The organism is Chryseolinea sp. H1M3-3 (assembly GCF_029360725.1).
Classification (GTDB): domain Bacteria; phylum Bacteroidota; class Bacteroidia; order Cytophagales; family Cyclobacteriaceae; genus Chryseolinea.
On the sequence record NZ_JARKMY010000002.1, the window covers coordinates 1,357,016 to 1,373,782 of the forward strand.

General features: G+C 42.3%; 13 protein-coding genes. 3 read left to right on the forward strand and 10 right to left on the reverse strand.

Annotation, left to right across the window (positions count from 1 at the left end):
• Positions 1-133: 133 nt before the first annotated feature.
• The gene (locus P2W71_RS13135) at positions 134-1,174 is read right to left on the reverse strand and encodes an SDR family NAD(P)-dependent oxidoreductase (protein ID WP_276371698.1); all 1,041 of its coding nucleotides are present in this window, start codon (positions 1,172-1,174) and stop codon (positions 134-136) included.
• Between the two features lie 249 nt (positions 1,175-1,423).
• Here P2W71_RS13135 and P2W71_RS13140 point away from each other — a divergent pair, with 249 nt between their 5' ends.
• Positions 1,424-2,158 (forward strand): poly-gamma-glutamate hydrolase family protein, encoded by a 735-nt coding sequence (locus P2W71_RS13140; protein WP_276371699.1) that lies wholly within the window; start codon positions 1,424-1,426, stop codon positions 2,156-2,158.
• Positions 2,159-2,238: 80 nt separating this feature from the next.
• On the opposite strand, the gene P2W71_RS13145 is transcribed toward P2W71_RS13140, so the two are convergent.
• On the reverse strand, positions 2,239-2,877 hold the full coding sequence (locus P2W71_RS13145) for a flavin reductase family protein (protein WP_276371700.1): 639 nt from the start codon (positions 2,875-2,877) through the stop codon (positions 2,239-2,241).
• Between the two features lie 238 nt (positions 2,878-3,115).
• Entirely contained in the window at positions 3,116-4,258 is a 1,143-nt protein-coding gene (locus P2W71_RS13150) for an adenylate/guanylate cyclase domain-containing protein (RefSeq protein ID WP_276371701.1), read from the reverse strand.
• 213 nt (positions 4,259-4,471) lie between these two features.
• Between P2W71_RS13150 and P2W71_RS13155 the strand changes: the two genes are divergently transcribed.
• The gene (locus tag P2W71_RS13155) at positions 4,472-4,612 is read left to right on the forward strand and encodes a hypothetical protein (RefSeq protein WP_276371702.1); all 141 of its coding nucleotides are present in this window, start codon (positions 4,472-4,474) and stop codon (positions 4,610-4,612) included.
• On the opposite strand, the gene P2W71_RS13160 is transcribed toward P2W71_RS13155, so the two are convergent.
• Positions 4,609-4,830: a hypothetical protein gene (locus tag P2W71_RS13160; RefSeq protein WP_276371703.1), complete on the reverse strand. Its 222-nt coding sequence runs from the start codon at positions 4,828-4,830 to the stop codon at positions 4,609-4,611. The genes P2W71_RS13155 and P2W71_RS13160 overlap by 4 nt on opposite strands.
• 277 nt (positions 4,831-5,107) lie before the next feature.
• On the opposite strand from P2W71_RS13160, the gene P2W71_RS13165 reads away from it, so the two are divergent.
• On the forward strand, positions 5,108-6,082 hold the full coding sequence (locus P2W71_RS13165; RefSeq protein WP_276371704.1) for an SMP-30/gluconolactonase/LRE family protein: 975 nt from the start codon (positions 5,108-5,110) through the stop codon (positions 6,080-6,082).
• A gap of 159 nt (positions 6,083-6,241) precedes the next feature.
• Here P2W71_RS13165 and P2W71_RS13170 read toward each other — a convergent pair whose 3' ends face one another.
• From P2W71_RS13170 to P2W71_RS13195, 6 genes are all read right to left on the reverse strand, one after another.
• Positions 6,242-9,121: a TonB-dependent receptor gene (locus P2W71_RS13170; RefSeq protein ID WP_276371705.1), complete on the reverse strand. Its 2,880-nt coding sequence runs from the start codon at positions 9,119-9,121 to the stop codon at positions 6,242-6,244.
• Between the two features lie 498 nt (positions 9,122-9,619).
• Positions 9,620-10,837 carry a hypothetical protein gene (locus P2W71_RS13175; RefSeq protein WP_276371706.1) on the reverse strand — a complete coding sequence of 406 codons (1,218 nt, stop codon included), beginning with the start codon at positions 10,835-10,837 and terminating at the stop codon, positions 9,620-9,622.
• The gene (locus P2W71_RS13180) at positions 10,803-12,011 is read right to left on the reverse strand and encodes a hypothetical protein (RefSeq protein WP_276371707.1); all 1,209 of its coding nucleotides are present in this window, start codon (positions 12,009-12,011) and stop codon (positions 10,803-10,805) included. The genes P2W71_RS13175 and P2W71_RS13180 overlap by 35 nt, the downstream gene beginning before the upstream one ends.
• 153 nt (positions 12,012-12,164) lie before the next feature.
• Positions 12,165-14,933 (reverse strand): ATP-binding protein, encoded by a 2,769-nt coding sequence (locus P2W71_RS13185; RefSeq protein ID WP_276371708.1) that lies wholly within the window; start codon positions 14,931-14,933, stop codon positions 12,165-12,167.
• A gap of 474 nt (positions 14,934-15,407) precedes the next feature.
• Positions 15,408-15,824, reverse strand: coding sequence for a hypothetical protein (locus tag P2W71_RS13190; RefSeq protein ID WP_276371709.1), 417 nt, complete (start codon positions 15,822-15,824; stop codon positions 15,408-15,410).
• Positions 15,825-16,058: 234 nt separating this feature from the next.
• The gene (locus tag P2W71_RS13195; RefSeq protein WP_276371710.1) at positions 16,059-16,517 is read right to left on the reverse strand and encodes a hypothetical protein; all 459 of its coding nucleotides are present in this window, start codon (positions 16,515-16,517) and stop codon (positions 16,059-16,061) included.
• Positions 16,518-16,767 lie beyond the last annotated feature (250 nt).

Genomic DNA, 16,767 nt, shown 5'->3' on the forward strand with positions numbered 1-16,767 from the left:
ACAATTTAGTGGGGTTGTCCCAAACGACAACCCCAGGTAGTATTTTAGGTACATCTTGTTGAATTGATAGTATGGTTTGATCGCTATCTATAAAAAATCTTGACCTATGATTAAAGGCATCTGATGTAATGCCCTACAACGACGAACTGTTCGTGAGGAATGTTATACCAGTCATCTCCTCACTTAGTTTCCACAAACGTTTTGCATTCGTTTCGTCCAACGAATAGGGCTGCACGCCCCGCGACGAAGAAGGGTCGTCGTACCGATGTTCAATCCCCAAATCCAGTTCAGCTACGTCTGCATCTTCACAATACACACCGCCGATATCATTCAGCATTGGACTTGTTGCACACCACACGGTAGTGGCGGCACCTTGAGGGATTGTTTTCAGCTTGGCAGCTACTTCCGGAAGCACGTTACCCTGAGCGTCACAAAAACCCATTTGCTGAAATAATTCAATAGGAGCTTCACGCCCCAGTTCGGTGCCGTTAATGGAACCAGGGTGTACTGAATAGGCCCTGACGTTAAAAGGTTTACCACGATGGTCAAGCTCAAGCGAAAATAAATTCGTCGCGGTCTTTGATTGTCCATAGCCTTGCAATGTCTCATACGGGCGATGAAGAAAGTTCGGATCGTCAAAGTTGAACGGTGCCATTTGATGGCCGAAAGATGACAGGTTTACAACCCTGGCGCCATTGGCTTTCTTCATTGCTGGCCATAGCCTTGCCGTTAAGTGAAATTGTCCTAGATAATTAGTGGCTAATTGAGATTCGATGCCCCGGCTGTCCCTGCGTATGGGCACCCACATGATACCCGCATTGTTGATCAGTAAATGAAGCGCTCTGCCAGACGCTAAAAAATTTTCCGCAAAGGCATCAATGGATTTGGGACTCATTAAATCCATTGGGGCGAGTTCCACATTGGCAATACCTTCGAGATTTTTCTTTGCCTTCTTAATATCTCTTGCAGGAACAATCACGGTGGCGCCAGCAGCAGCCATGATTTTCGTAGTTTCCAAACCAATACCGGCATTACCCCCAGTTACGATTGCAACTTTCCCGGTAAGGTCGATGCCATTGATGACATCACTTGCTGTTGAGCTTGCCGTAAATCCTGAACCAACTGCTTTTTGAAGCTGCCCATTATAATTGTCGAGTGTTTTTGTTTGAGTCATAAATTGAAATTGTTTTTGTTTATACAAAAGTAGAGTCTACTACTACGACCGACTTTGTTTAAAATTTCAATTTCGCTTTGTTGAGCGTGTCAGTGATTGCGACCAGCGACCGATTTGGGTATGTTAAGAGGGAGAGAAGAAATATCAAGTCAAGTGTGCGGAACAATTGGGAATTCCTCAATAGATAAATAATTTTGTAGTGATTGGTGTATCGGAAGCCGGAGAGTTAAACCATTTAAAAATAACGTTATGCCTGAAGGACCTGATTATTATGATAGCATGAGCGCGCTGTATGCCAATGAAACAGAGGGAATAAATTTTACCAAAGAGTGGTACCGCCACCGCGCCCGTTATAAAAGTCTGAAGGGTTATGTTGATGCAAACAAAATATTTATCATAGCGCCTCATGGTGGCAGTATCGAAAGTGGCACCACAGAACTTGCCCTTGCAACCGCCGGGTTTGTTAAAAATTTCAACGGCGCTACAGACACAAGTAACACCTATGACTATTTTATATTCAACGGAACAAATCCAAGCGGTGAAAATGGAAAGCTACACGTGACTTCTTCCCATTACAATGACGTTGACGCAAATGTAATCGTAAAGAATAGCGTAATCAGTCTCGCGTTTCATGGCTGCACTGATCTGCAACCCGATGAATCCACCGGAAAAGGATATAAAGCTTGTCTTATCGGAGGCCTTGATGAGGAATTAAAAGAGATTCTTGAAGTTCAACTGATGACCGCGGGTTTCAATGCCTATATTACAACTCAGGATATGCTTGACGGAAGTCTGCCGAACAATATCGTTAACAAGAATAAGCGAAAACAGGGGATACAGGTAGAGTTGACCACCTCCTTAAGAAAATCATTCTTCACGAAAAATAACCGTAAGGGTAGACGCAATAGCACTACAACGGATTTCTGGGTCTTCGTAAATGTGATTCGGGCATGTCTTGAAGACTACGGAATTCAATTCGTGTAACGCCGGTCAAAGCAAAGACGCCAAAATTGGCCAATCTTCGCAGGGAAGACTTTGTTAATGTTCGGAGATTTATTTTGTCACTAGGTCTTATACAGGTGTTCTGATATTTGCGCGAGCGCCGACTCATGAATTTGTTTTCCTAATCCATAGAATTGTTGAAAGCTCATAATTAATGGTCGCCATTTGTCAGGATCAACATGATTACGGTCGCCAGGAAACAGAATGTTTTCTTCCAGCCGAACTTTTATAATTTTTAGTTCTATAGAAACGAGGCGGTTTTTCAGGGATTCATCATCTTCCCCAATGGGGTTAAAAGCGGTAACTATTGCCTCCATTTGTACAGGACATTCCTTAACCGACGGCACTGCTACAACCTCCGAATCCATGGGGTGAAGCCCCGCTGTTTCGAACTTATTGGGTTCGTAACGATATCCTTTTATACGCTTCCTTTCAGGTACCGGATCACAACCGGTAAGCAATGCTAATTTGTTTACAGCATGTACTTGTTCTACGGAAGGCAGGTTGAGCACGCACATCTTTGTTCGTTTTAGGTTTTGAGCCGTCTTGGTGTTCGTCCCTATTCCTATGATACATCGCCAACCCAGCCAAAAAACAGAAGAAATAGGGGCAAGGTTGTACGAACCGTTTTCATTCTCGCTGCTGATTAATACCACCGGTGTCCCAAAATACAGAATGGAAGGTTGACTTGATTGATGCATAGTGCTGTCTTTTGTTCAAAGATCACGCAGCCGCATCTTCAACAAAACCCGCTTCTTGCGATTCTCTTGTAGCCCACAACGCAGGCTTTGCAACTTACAGCTTCACCATAGTGTCAGTATAGCCAACCCTTAGCTACCCCTTAGCTAGAGTCAGGTTTGCTAAAAGCCCTGCAATAATGTCAGTATAGTACCGTGGATGAGATTAATATTCCGTGCGTGTAATTGGAGCGACCTTCGCTTAAGAAAAAGGTGCAGGAAGTTCGTTACTTTCGATACTAACGAGCCCGATCTTCTCTGCCTTTCCTTTCAGCAAAATCATTCCCAACGGCAGCGTTTTAATGCCGTCATCCAACCCGATTTTTTGAATTAAATATTCGGAAGCGAGAAAACTTTTCTCGTATTCGTTGCAAACACTTTGAATTCTGGAGGCTGTATTTAATGTATCGCCGTGGAACGCAATATCTCTTTTAACGTCTCCTATCTCTACCGCCGTTACTTTTCCGGTATGAATACCAGCCTTGAAGTCCGGAAGTAAACCATAGTTTGTTCGGTAATATTCGGCTCTTTTCAAAAACTGCTTTTTACAGGCAAAGTAAAATTTGATACAAAACAGATTTTTTAGCCCTTCGTCTTCCGTCCAGGTAACGACGATTTCATCCCCCACGTACTGATAGACCTGCGCATGAAAGGGGAGCAAAACATCATTGATGTCCATAAAACAATCCCGGATGAATGAGCTGTATTTCAGGTGCCCTAATTTTTCTGCCGTCGTTGTGGATGATTTCAAATCCATGAACATAAAAATTCTTTCTTCTTCTCTCGGATTTCGGTATCTCCCCATCAGTAAAGGCACCAGGACACCCGGACCATATTTCTTGTTTACCTGGTTGATGAAACTGATCACGAGTGTCATGAAAAAATAATAGATTAACAGGACGTAAAACGTATACTCCCAGGACGTTTCATTCAGTGTAATGCCTTGCGTATACAACGATGGAGAAATGAAGGGTTCGAATAAAACAAATCTTGTGAATGCTACAAGAACCGTAAGAACAGCCAGCGACCCCAATGCTTTGAATAAAATAACTTTTCCTAATGATAGCCTCCTGAAAACTTTTTTGTCTAGATAATAACTCGTTAGTCCTAGGCTCACCCCATATACAATACCTAAGATGACAGCGATCAATAGAATCGGACCAAAGCTTTTTGCTACCGGTATCTCGAAGGTCTGGCCAATGATCTGGAGCTGCAGGTATATGATTGCAACAAGCAAGATGTTTGCAATGATCCAAAAGTTCACCTGAATGCCCACATAGGTAAGTACAGGAAATCTCGCAGTATATCGTTGAGCGAGTGTCGTGTATTCAAATCGCTTTGCCATTCACGTAGGATCAGTTAGTAAAAGAATATTTTATTATCATCAATAGATAACTCCCAAAGAATGAAATAAAATTTGTTACTGCAATAGCGTTTTAAAAGCAGTTATCATCATACGTCCGATCTTCAGATGAAATTATTTTACCTGTTCTATGAATTTGAATGGTGCCGTTAAAAAATCATTCCGTTTTTTGACCTGCGAAAACAAATCGGTTTTTTGAGGACCATCACCATTCGTACCGAAGTAATGATCATTCTCCAGGTGACCTATGATAAAATGGAGTGGACGGAAAAAATATTAAAGGCTGGAGCGAAGGATCTGCTCCTTCGAAAGAGCACACTTCGAACAGCACCTTAACCCGCAACAGATCCTTCGCTCGCTCTTGCGCTACACAATACACCACTCAGGAACTCGATCCAAATGAGGAGCCAGCACTCTTTGATAATCAGCGGCTGTTCGAAAGCCCACCCTACCAATTTACCGATGTCCTGAGCAAGGGCCCGTGCAATGGCCGGTGCGGCGCGAAGGATCTGCTCCTTCGAAAGAGCACCCTTGGGGATTCTACAGGCATACATGGCTGTCAAAACGTAAACTTGCAAGTGAAAAGTTGCCGGTTATGTCGTTAGTCTGGCCAGGCAAGGGTGGATCTAGGTAGTACACTGCAATTCACTCACGGTACACTTTGGCTATTGGTAAAAAACTTTGAACAAACGGCTTTTGTTCAATATCTGTCGCCGACGTTTACTGGAAGTTCTTATCATCCAAGTTCCTATAGCTTTACGCCCCGACAACGGAGTTTATATATGCTGTATCATAAACTCTCATTTTCTATTAAAACCTAAATTCTTCTTTATGAAAAAACGACTTTTTTTTCTCCTTGGAGTTATGGGATCCTTAGGATATTATTCTTGCGATTCAGATGATCCCAAAATTACGCTTAGTACCGTTGGAAATTTAGAAACTCATGAAACGGGATTTAGCTTTACAGAAGGGCCTGCCGTTGATAAGGACGGAAATGTATTCTTTACAGATCAGCCTAATGATAAAATTTACAAGTGGGATGCATCAACGGGTGATGTCACTCCCTTTTTAGAAGGAACAGGTAGATCCAATGGGATGGCTTTTGACAAAGACGGGAATCTCATTGCTTGTGCTGATATGTATGGCGAACTCTGGAAAATCGCTCCAAATGGCACTCACCAGGTGCTGGTAGATAACTATAAGGGAAAACGGTTAAATGGACCTAACGACGTGTGGATAAATCCCATTACCGGCGGTATGTACATCACTGACCCCCTGTTCCCAAGAGGTTATTGGGAAGATGACGATCCGCGTAAGCAAAATTGGCCTCCAACTCATTCGGAACAAGCCGACGCAGGTAAGGGTGGCCATGTTTACTATCTCGCGCCGGGCAGTTCTACATTGGTTCGTGTCACAGACGGATGGGATGCTGATTCATGGCCTAACGGTGTTGTCGGAACGCCTGATGGAAAAAAACTCTACGTTAACAAATGGGCTGGCGATAACATGGGTGGTACCTGGGTATTTGATATAAAGGACGATGGAACACTTTCTAATATGAACAAGTTTGTGGACATGGGCGGTGACGGTATGTCAATGGATGAACAAGGAAATATTTATATAAGTAATAGTCTGGGAGTTGTTGTGTTTGATCCGATGGGAAATAAAATTATGACCATCGATACCGGTGGTGGCGCCACCAACAACGTCTTTGCAGGTAAAGATGAAAAAACCTTATTCATCACCGGTCCGGTGGATCGTGTAACATCGATAGAAATGAATGTGCGAGGTGTTGAAAAATTTTAAGACATAAAACGACGATCATGAGTTGTATATCATAATCGATAGATAAAAATAACACTCCTGTTTTTTCGGGAGTGTTATTTTTATTTTCATGTAACGATGTTCGCGATGCGATCGGTTACTTAAGGTCCGTATATTAAAGCATAACACCAACGTTGAACGTTATAACTGAAACGTAAATTTCGCAAACACATATCGCCCATTGAATCCAAATTGCGACACATTTCTGCTGTAAAGAAAATGACCGTTGGATGTGTTATCACGTCCGGTGGTATAGTTGCTGGAAGGATCTCCGCTTAAATTAAATTGATTATTTCGTGGATCGATGTATGCTTTGTCGGGGTATACATCGAAGATATTATTTGCACCCAACGTAAGGTTGAGACTTTTAAGAAGGGCGTAACTAATGGAAACATCTGTTATCCATTTGGCGGAAAACGTCTGATCAATCGCAGTGGGTAAATTATTTGCGGCAACATGAGGATCAACCGCATTTAAATAAGTGACCTCGCCAAAGCGAACGGTTCGTAAAAGGATGCTCCATTTTTTTACGTTGTAGTTTACACTGAATGTGATTTTGCTTTTTGGAACTGAGGATTCATAGCGTGACCGCTCTAAACGGTCAAACAGTTTTGTTTTTAAGCCTTGGTCACCTTCAATCACATCTGTACCCCGAATATCAGTCACCTTGGTGTTATTGAAATTGGCAGCAGCAACCAGGAAGAAGTTGCCTGCCGTTGTATTTATCCTGTCGGTTAAGACAATGTCAATTCCTTTTGTTCGGGTGGTAATTGCATTTGTAAAAAATTGCACACTGTTTACCGTAGCGCCGGGATCAACGGTATTTAAAATTTGGTTTACCTTCCCCGTTGCTATTAGATGATTTCCTGCGTCGCGCTCCCGGGCATACTGACTGGAAAATACAATCCTGTTATCAATATCAATTTGATATGCATCTATTGTGAAGTTTATCGAGTTCAGCAGTTCACCGGTAATACCCAAACTATAAGACGTGGAGATCTCTGGTTTTAACGATCCTACTCCAAATTCACGTACAATAGGGTGGTCGTTGTTTACTGTTAATACCTGGGTCGGCTGCCCCTGAACAAATTGGGTGCTCTCGTTATTAAAATAATGCTGATGCAGGGAAGGTGCTCTGAAGCCGGTGGCTATGCCGCCGCGAATCGCGAACTCATTATATATTTTAAATCGTCCTGAAAATTTGTAGGAGAAGTTGGAACCAAAGTCTGAAAAATTCTCAAATCGCCCCGCCACGTCTATAAGCAGTCGCGGACCAAACTCTGCTTCAATGTCTGCATATATACCTTTACTATTTCTCGATTGGTCTATTGCATTGGAAGGCCTGAACCCGGGGAATACCTGCGCACCGGCAGCTTTGCCAGGAAGACCATCGATATTTTTAGAGGGCTGTCCGTAAGAATAGGATAACTCTTCTCCAGCTGTAATCTGATATTTGTCCAGGCGAAATTCGGCGCCATATCCAATGTTCAGCGAGCTTAATATGCCGCTTGTCAAATTAAATCTTCTCGCCAGATCAAGGTTTACAGTGTTTTGTGAAAACTTCAGCATACCGGCATCGAACTCCCTTGGACTTGTTCCCGCAGGGAGCGACGCGTTCATGGTATTGGTAATATGGAAGTCCACGGAGTTTGTCCCAAAGGTATTGCTTACATCGTAGCTCCATTTTCCAACTTCGCCTTTAATACCGGCAATGGCCGACAAATCTTTTATGGTTGTATTAATGAAGGGAAGAAATCCATTGGGGTACAAAGAGAGATCGACTTGGGAGGTTTGAACAGGAAGTCTGTAAAAACCGGCGGCCTTTCCCTTGCGTGCGCTATAACCTCCGGCAAAATAGCCCGTTAATGTTGGCGAGATTTTATATTCTGCATTTGCGAATACGCCTGCATTCGTTGATTGTGAGTTGCCTACCAGCATCGTGTTCCTGTCAAGCCCTGCCGCGCTCGCTTTGGCGTCATCCGCAGCTTTTAAAGTTGTATAGCGGGCTAGAAAGTCAGCTTCCGATTCTCCGGCAGCCTTTGATGGCAATGCGGAATAAAGCAAGGGACGTGTATCAGGACCCCCGCGATTGGTACCATCCCGGTGGAGTAACTGACCGCCAACATTGATAAACCCATTCTTGCCCAACGAGAAACTTTTGTTTCCATCCAGTTGAAAAGTTTTCCCATCTGTAAATTTTTCTCCAAAGGTGTTAGACAGTGACTGTCCATAGGTAGTTGACAAAATAAGTGGTGATTTTTTTTTCAACACGATGTTGACAACTCCGGCGATGGCGTCCGATCCATATTGTGCCGAAGCTCCGTCACGCAACACTTCAATACGATCAATCGCTGCTACAGGAATAGCATTCATATCAGTTCCCACACTTCCGCGACCAAACGTGCCGTTAATGTTCACAAGCGCAGTTGTGTGGCGCCGTTTACCATTTACCAGTAAAAGAACTTGATCCGTTCCTAAACCACGCAACGATGCAGGATCAATGTGGTCCGTTCCGTCGGCTACTGTTTGACGGTTAGAACTAAACGACGGCGCGACGTAATTTAAAATTTGAGAGAGATCAGTCTGCGCGAAATTCTTTATTTCCCTGGTATTGATAACGTCTACCGCAACGGGTTTATCAATGTTTGTGCGCGCTGTTGCTGCCCTGGATCCAAGAATTACAACTTCATTTAATGAGGCAGCTGTTTCTGTTAGTAAGATATCCATGACCTGGTCGGTCTGACCGATTACAACCTCACGGGTAACAGTTTCGTAGCCTACAAAACTGAAACGAAGGCTGTACGAACCTGGGGCAATGAGCATGGCATACCGGCCATTCAAATCAGTAATGGTCCCTTGCGTAGTGCCGGGCACGATTACAGAAACTCCTTGTAATATTTCTCCGGTGGCGGACGTAACGGTTCCCGAAATTCTCCTACGTGCATCATTTGTTTGCCCGTGCAAGCTGTAGGTCGCTGAAATCAAAAAGATAAAGGCTAATAGAAATACATTTTTACGCATAAGTATGGCTTTCGTTTTTTTTAATATTTATAAAGTGAATTAATAAGCATGTAACGGCGCATTAGTGAGATGGTCAACGCCGCGTGGTTTGTTGGAGAACTCATTTCAACGACATCAATTTTTCTTGCAACAGATGATTTTCATACCACCTCGCAAAATATCTTAACGCAACCCGATTCCTTTTAATGCGGTGATGAAATGCATCACCCGGGGGCTAGCTGCATGCGGAATTGAAGCCTGTCGTGGCACTCAATGCTAACCTTCATTTCTTCATACTATTTTGAATGTTGTTAATGTTTTACACGGCTGATAGCCTAAACGTTGATCTGATCATAGAATTCAACCAAAGACCACATTCAAAAGTACATTCACTGAAAAGTGTGCGCCGGTAATTTTAGTGCATACACCGATGAATTTGTTTCATCTTGCCCTTTAGAAAGGAAATTCGGTAAGACCCCTGCAGATTTTATGCTCATTTGCAATGGCATCGTACAATTGTCATCCACCTGTTGATGTTCTTAGATCCCATTCATCAAAAAATAACAATTCATTACCTTGATCATCGTACAGGATAATGAGGCCATCCACATAATTCCATGTTTTATCCTTGACCTGAAGAATACCAGCTTGCAAGGAAGTTGTATCGATAATTCTTTTCTCGAGACGGTCATGACTGTCGCCACTTTTCCCATAAACTTCAAAGGCGCAACTTCCCTGGTGATAATTGCTGCTTCCGTCCTGACTGCGGTTGTAGAACGATCGTGATGTAAATAGATAAATCCACTTGGACTGAAATGTAGTCACTTCGATAAATGGATTTGTTGGATCGGTTGGAATCCTCGCGAAGCCTTCTATGGTATTGCCCAAAAACAATTGGTAATAGTAATATTTCTCCCAAAGAAACGTCTTTAGATCAGCGGGGCCCGAACCATCCTTAATGAATACATTGGTCTCGTTGGAAATTAAATCTGTAGCCGCGTTACTGATCTGGAGTTCAACTGTCCCCGCCGTTTCCAGACTTTTATAGTTCGCTATTATATTCCCGAAATATGAAGTTGAGATCTTCCAATTACCTACTGGAATACGAACATGACCGGTTGCCGCGTACAGTAAATTGTCTACCGTTAGCGTGTATTTAAGTTCGGTCGAATCGTTTGTAAAAACAACATATGCGGAGTCGAAAGCAGTTAAAGCCGGATACCGCAGATGAATGTTAAGGTTGACTTGTTTTGCTAGATCATCATCTTGTACAGCCAATACCTGTGGCGTAACACGGATGCCTTCATTCTTAACCATAAAGGTTATCGGCAACGGATCGGCAACATAGTTGGCGAGGTCAGAACTTTCCGACGGCGTGGCATAAATAGTTTTACCTGATTCGTCCAAGACCTCAAAATGTGTCAATTGATATTCACCAACTAACAACTCAAGGCTTTCACTGAGGTAGGCTTGGCCAAAATCATATAGCCGTAGTTTGATGAGTTCCTGCACGTCGCCGCTGCCATTTACAAGGCTGAGTTTTACAAACGCGGGAGTGACGGTCTCTTTCAAACGACCATTGCTTGCGATCACTTCGGATATGGAAAATTTCACCTGACTTTTCACCGGTAATAGTGTTTCTTCCTGCTGACAAGAAGAAAAAGTGAGAAGTAAAACAAACAGGCCCAAATAGAAATTGCTATTATTTGACATAACTGATGATAATATTGTGAACATTGTTTTGTTTGGAAAAAGCTTTTCCTGAAATGAATCTTCCCGAGTTGTCTACAGTATAATTGTATTGAATGTGACTGATGAGCACAGGGTGACCCGGTTGTGTAGGCGCCGCGTTGGTAATCGTTGCGGGAAGATGTTGTGAATAATAAAAAACAAAATTGTTGAACCCTGAAAATTCCACAGCATAGGAGAGGGCCTCCATCTTTTTGTAGAGCGGATTGATAATGCTGGTATATTCAATTTGGAAATCGGCAAGAAGTGTTCCTTGCTTTTTTATCGTTTGGCGAATGAGATTGCCATCAGTGTTAAAGGTGAGCTCGACATCAGCTGTGGTTTCTTTTTCCTCCACGTTCAACCGCTTTGGATATGTTCCGGCGTATTCTAGAAAAGTAGTCGTACTGAAGTATTGATCGTCGTGGTAGGTAAGAATTTTCTTTCGGAGACCGTTTTCGTAAATGTAGGACAGATCCCATCGTCCGCTTATAGAACTTAGGTGTCCCACGTCGTTGTAGCTCCTCAATTCCGAATATCCCACTGTGCAGCCGTCAGTAGACGATGCGCCTTTAATATGTGTACACCAGTTAACGGTACTTATTTTTCCGTTGTCATAATAAAAACTTAACGAGTCCTGAACACCGATACCGTCCAGCGTGACTTTCCTTACCAGATTATTTTGAATAACCTCAAATCCGAAGATTACATATCCAAATATTTCCGGTTTATCGTCTTCAAAAACTTCCAATACTTGTGGCGTAATGAATGTGTTTTCATCATTGACCGTAAATGGTATTGGCAGTGGATGTGCCACGTACTTGGCCATATCGGAATCTTCAGTGGGAGCGGCGTAAACAATTTTGTTTGTTATATCAAGTACTGCAAATCCGTTAAGTTGATATTTGCCGGCCGGGAGCTCAAGCTTGTCGCTTAAGTATCCTTGCCCAAAATCGAATAGCGCGAGTTTGATATTTTCTTGCGAAACGCCATCGCTATTCTTAAAACTCAGCAGCACATAAGCAGGCGCTTTTGTTTCATTTCCTTTTCCATTATCTCTCGTGGTGGGCGAAAATGAGAACGTCACCTGACCGGTGTCTAAAGGGTGGTTTTCTTCCGACTGACAGGCAAATAAAATTAACAGGGATAGATACGTTAAAAACGAGCGGGTGCGTGCTTTCATTCGCAATAGAATTTATTTAAATAAAGGACGTTTAAAACCCTCAAACGGAATGGTAGGATCAGTTCAAAAAGAGGTACTTTCGTTGCAACCCGCTAAATCTTAAATGCGTACCGTGTTTTTAATGAATATTCCCGCGTGTTCGTCAGGAAGAAGTCAATTCGCTGATTTAGCATATTCACTTGGCGACAATCCAAATTTTTTGCGGAATCGTTTGGCAAAATAAGATGGTTCGTTAAAGCCAACAGTATAACAGATTTGAGAAAGCGTATCCGCTTTGGCGAGAATTAGATCCGAAGCTTTTTGCAGTCTTAGGTTGTTAACGAAGTCTGAAGGAGAAACACCAAGAAGCGCTTTCATTTTGCGAAATAATTGCGTACGACTTAAATTCATTTCCGCTGCGAATCTTTCAATACCGAATCCTGCATCACTCATGTTCGCCTCTACAACCAATGTTGCCTTCATGATGAATTTATCGTCGAGAGATAGCTCGCGTGGCTCTTTGGGTAGTGCACTAAATTCCTCCTGGAATTTTTCCGCTAATCTTCTTCGTTGTTCAATTAAATTGATTATTCGAACCTGCAACTCTTCAATCGAGAATGGTTTTGGCAGATAGTCATCAGCGCCCGTTTTTAATCCTTCGATCCGTGATTCAAAGTCAGTTTTTGCCGTAAGCAGAATAATCGGAATATGACTGGTTCGCTCATCGGCTTTGAGCTTTTGTGTGAGTTCTATACCATTCATCTTTGGCATCATCACATCAGACAGAATTAGTGTTGGAATCTTTTCTATGGCTATTGAAAATCCTTCCTCACCATTTTTTGCAGCGAGTATTGCAAAATTGTCAAGGAATTTTCCCGCGATAAAATTTCTTAACTCAGGATTATCTTCCACAATAAGAATTGACTCGGCGTGCATTTCATCGCTGTCAGTTTCTTTAAAACACCGCTCATCAGAACGGTCGTGAAGAAAAACTTCGACGTTTTGGTCTTGTGAGAAATAATGGTGTCGGGTCGTACCGGCTTGTGTTGCTTTAGGAAATTTTTCTTTATTAAAAGGTAGTGCGATGGAGACTCTTGTACCCACATTTTCTTGACTGGTTATTTCGATTTTCCCTTGGTAAAGTTTTACCAATTCGTTTACCAAAGACAACCCAAGACCGGTTCCTTGCTGTCCATCTTCGGCGGTGTTTCCGATTTGATAAAATGGTAAAAAGATGTGTTGTAAATCCTTTTTAGGGATACCCCTGCCGTTATCAGTTACCCTGATCGTCAGAATTCCTGTTTCGGATGATGTAAAAGCCGAGAGCGTAACCGTACCCCCGATCGGAGTGAATTTAATTGCGTTCGACAAAATATTGTTGATGATTTTCTCCAGTTTGTCGGCGTCATACCATGCGTCTTCTGATGTGATCTCAATGTCTTTTAGAAATGAAATGTTCCTCCTTTCTGCCAAAACATCAAAAGAAGCTATCAGCATTTTTACAAATTCATTCAGGTTGCCCGCTTGAATTTTGAGTACCATTTTGCCTTCCTCCAACTTGGACATGTCCAAGAGTTGATTAATCAGATCGAGTAAGCGATGCGCGTTTCGATTGACAAGTCTAAGATCATCTCGGTCCTGCTGACTCAAACCACCGGACTTCAATTTGCTTTCTATCGGCGCAAGGATGAGTGACAAAGGTGTTCGGAATTCGTGTGATACATTTGCAAAAAACCTTGACTTTAATTGGTGAGCATCTTTTAGATTTTCATTAAGTTTTTTTTGTATATCCAACAGTTCTTTTGCCTTGCGAGACCGTAAGTGCTGTAGCCTGTAAATCGTGATGAGCGCCACGAGTAAAAGTAGTGATCCGGTAATAAGTGCATTTGTCCACAGCTTTTGAATTTTCTTTTCCTGCTCCAATAGCTTTATGGCTTGTTCTTTTTTTTCAGATTCATAATACGCTTCAATCTCAGCGATTTTCCTGCTCTTACTTTCAGTATAGAGACTGTCCTGATAAGCGGATTCCAAATCGCGGTAGGCAATTGCTTTTGCAAATCCTCCTCTTTTTTTCTCAAGGGCGACAAGTTGATTATAAGCTTCCTCCAATTTCTTTTTACCGTTAAAACTTTTGGCCAATGCGATCGATTTGAATAAATAGAATTCTGCTGTATCGTATTTGGCGGTAAGTGTATACAACTGCCCCATGGCTGTATATATAGTGGTCATCCGGAATTTATTATTAAACTTCAATGCAATGCCGAGTGACTTTTTGAAATAAGCTAATGCATTTTCTGGGTCGTTTTTCAACGTATACAGCCGCGCGAGATTTGCAAATACCTGGCCAATCCCATCCTCGTCGTTTAGCCGTTGCCTTATTTGTAGGGACCTTGAAAAATATTCTTCTGCTAACGCAAGCTGAGAAAGTTTTAAATAAAATGTTCCCATTAAATTGTAGCACCACGCTAAATCAGCGTCAAGACTTTCCTTTAAATATATAGCAACGGCCTTGTCATAGAAGTCTTTTGCTCTACTATATTCTCCTTCCAATTGATGAATAAGGCCGAGCATTTGATAGGACTGACCAATGCCTCGTTGGTAGTTGATGCTTTCATGTATGCTCAGCATTTTGTAGGCGTATCTTGTGGCTTTTTCGTACTCACCTATCACCCAGTAATAAAGTGCGATAGCCCCGTTAGCCGTACCGATGCCTTTTGGAAAATCTATTTGTTCGGCAATTTGCAGTGCTTCTTCTGCTAGTCTTTTATGCACTTCAGGACGGTTCGTATACTCCTGAAGACAGATGTCGAAAATAATGGCTAACCGAATGGTGTCTTTCTCAGGGTGATTCTTCAACGCAATGTATAGGCTGTCCAAAATTCGATTCTGTCCAAAAGCAAAAGGAAGGATGATCAAACATAGAAGCAGGAGATAGTACCGCATATCTTTATTATAAATCTTACTGGTTTTTGAGTGGAAAAAGGCGTTGCGTTTTCGTGAAAAGAAAACGAGGTTCGGTTAGGCTGGCTTGTTACGCTTCAAAAACAGGAAGACACAACACACTCGACCTTCGTGTACCTGTTTTTTTAGTAGGATAAAGTTACCGGTAATCAATATGTCGCTCGGGTATTATGGTTTCAACGGAGGATAGATTCGTTGCATTACCACGCAATCAAGTGTTCGATTACGCTTTGATTCTTATTGGAGCAACGCAATGCCTGGACAAAAATCCCTTGCGTATGGTAGGATGGCAGCTTTAGCAGTGAGTGTCAGAGCCGCGCCTCAAAAAAGTTGCGTGCGTAAAAATTTGAAAGTATAATGTCAGTGCGGACAGCAAGCCGAGGCTGATTTACTGTCCCGTGGAGAAAAGATATGCATCGTGGTGAGAATACTGAGAAATGTTAGTGTCCGGTCTTTTCAATGCCCCGATGCATTGACCGTCGCGTTATCCGTAACGACCAATTTGATGACTCTCCCCTTGGTTTTGTATTGAAGGGTTCCACTTAACACGATAAAATAGGAGCCCACCTTGGTTGATGGCGCTACCGCTATGATCGCTTCACTCAAATCAATATCACCGCGTTCGGGCGCGAACGATATTTCGACACCGTCTGGCAGAAATGATGTGGTTTCCATACGAACATTTTCATTGGATAAACCCTTTGCTCTGAGCACGGATACGTTTATTTTTTTTAATGTCCCTTTTTCAATGACGACGGAATCATCCGCCACAATGAAGAATCCCTTTTTTGGAGTGGGAAAGTTTTGAGCATTGGCGGAAACGGAAAAAATGCAATTTGCGAATAGCAGTATAGTAATAAGATGTATAATCATAGCGGTGTTGAATTAAGCAATGAAGTTGGACCGATTTTGGTCTTCAAATGAAATACGCTTGTTGCAACGAATGGTAATTTTGTTTCATGCCATTCTTGATTTGATGGGAATAATGGGTGACATACATTCCGTTGGTTTACCGGCAGAACGCCACTGCTTGAGTTTAATGGTTATGTTAGGTTGCGATGAGAAAATATTACTCTTTCTCTTAACTAATTTGGGAATGCATCTTCGTCAATCCTTATCTGCGTCAATCAGGATCGTTATTTTTTCAAGCGCCTCTTCAGACTCAAATGAGCCCTTGACTTCCAGTTCAAACACGCCTTGAAAATGATGAAGGAAAAGTATCGTTGCTTTTTGAAGGGAAGCTGAACTTGTTTCGTACTTCTTTACGATATATGATTTGCTAGCTCCGTTGGCATATCGCTCTTTATACTGACCTAAAGATCTTCTCCATTCCTCTACTGGAACACGAATCGTTGGCGGAACATCAATCTTCTTGGCATTTTTAAGAATGTTTTTTACGCTGAATACAAATCCCTTTTTCTCAAATGGAGGAGCTGGTTTGCTAGGGTCAACACTTTTGACGGGAACCTCTTCTGTATACCGCTCCAGGTACGCGACTTGCAGAATCAGGTCTGCCTCTTTTACGATCGACGACAATTCTACCGTTGTATATTTGATGATGCTCATGAATCCGATTTCCGCGAAGGTGATGAATTTTTCCGCGTGTTGTATTTAATATTATATCATTGCAGATATTCGTCCGCAAGTTTGCCTGAGTTCTCGAGCAGCTTGTGTCTCTGTAAAATTCTTTGAGAATAAATGTTTTGGAAGGAACTTGCGAATTTATGTTGGGTATCATGCATCCATTTGCTAATGACGGCATTGCAGGAAATTACTTACATTGAATGTATTGAGTAAGAAATTTTATAACAGATAA

Excerpts from the sequence above, each read along its gene's own strand:
- P2W71_RS13135 (WP_276371698.1), bottom strand. The coding sequence starts at position 1,174 with ATGACTCAAACAAAAACACTCGACAATTATAATGGGCAGCTTCAAAAA.
- P2W71_RS13160 (WP_276371703.1), bottom strand. The coding sequence starts at position 4,830 with ATGTATGCCTGTAGAATCCCCAAGGGTGCTCTTTCGAAGGAGCAGATC.
- P2W71_RS13185 (WP_276371708.1), bottom strand. The coding sequence starts at position 14,933 with ATGCGGTACTATCTCCTGCTTCTATGTTTGATCATCCTTCCTTTTGCT.
- P2W71_RS13180 (WP_276371707.1), bottom strand. The coding sequence starts at position 12,011 with ATGAAAGCACGCACCCGCTCGTTTTTAACGTATCTATCCCTGTTAATT.
- P2W71_RS13150 (WP_276371701.1), bottom strand. The coding sequence starts at position 4,258 with ATGGCAAAGCGATTTGAATACACGACACTCGCTCAACGATATACTGCG.
- P2W71_RS13190 (WP_276371709.1), bottom strand. The coding sequence starts at position 15,824 with ATGATTATACATCTTATTACTATACTGCTATTCGCAAATTGCATTTTT.
- P2W71_RS13145 (WP_276371700.1), bottom strand. The coding sequence starts at position 2,877 with ATGCATCAATCAAGTCAACCTTCCATTCTGTATTTTGGGACACCGGTG.
- P2W71_RS13165 (WP_276371704.1), top strand. The coding sequence starts at position 5,108 with ATGAAAAAACGACTTTTTTTTCTCCTTGGAGTTATGGGATCCTTAGGA.
- P2W71_RS13170 (WP_276371705.1), bottom strand. The coding sequence starts at position 9,121 with ATGCGTAAAAATGTATTTCTATTAGCCTTTATCTTTTTGATTTCAGCG.
- P2W71_RS13140 (WP_276371699.1), top strand. The coding sequence starts at position 1,424 with ATGCCTGAAGGACCTGATTATTATGATAGCATGAGCGCGCTGTATGCC.
- P2W71_RS13175 (WP_276371706.1), bottom strand. The coding sequence starts at position 10,837 with ATGTTCACAATATTATCATCAGTTATGTCAAATAATAGCAATTTCTAT.
- P2W71_RS13195 (WP_276371710.1), bottom strand. The coding sequence starts at position 16,517 with ATGAGCATCATCAAATATACAACGGTAGAATTGTCGTCGATCGTAAAA.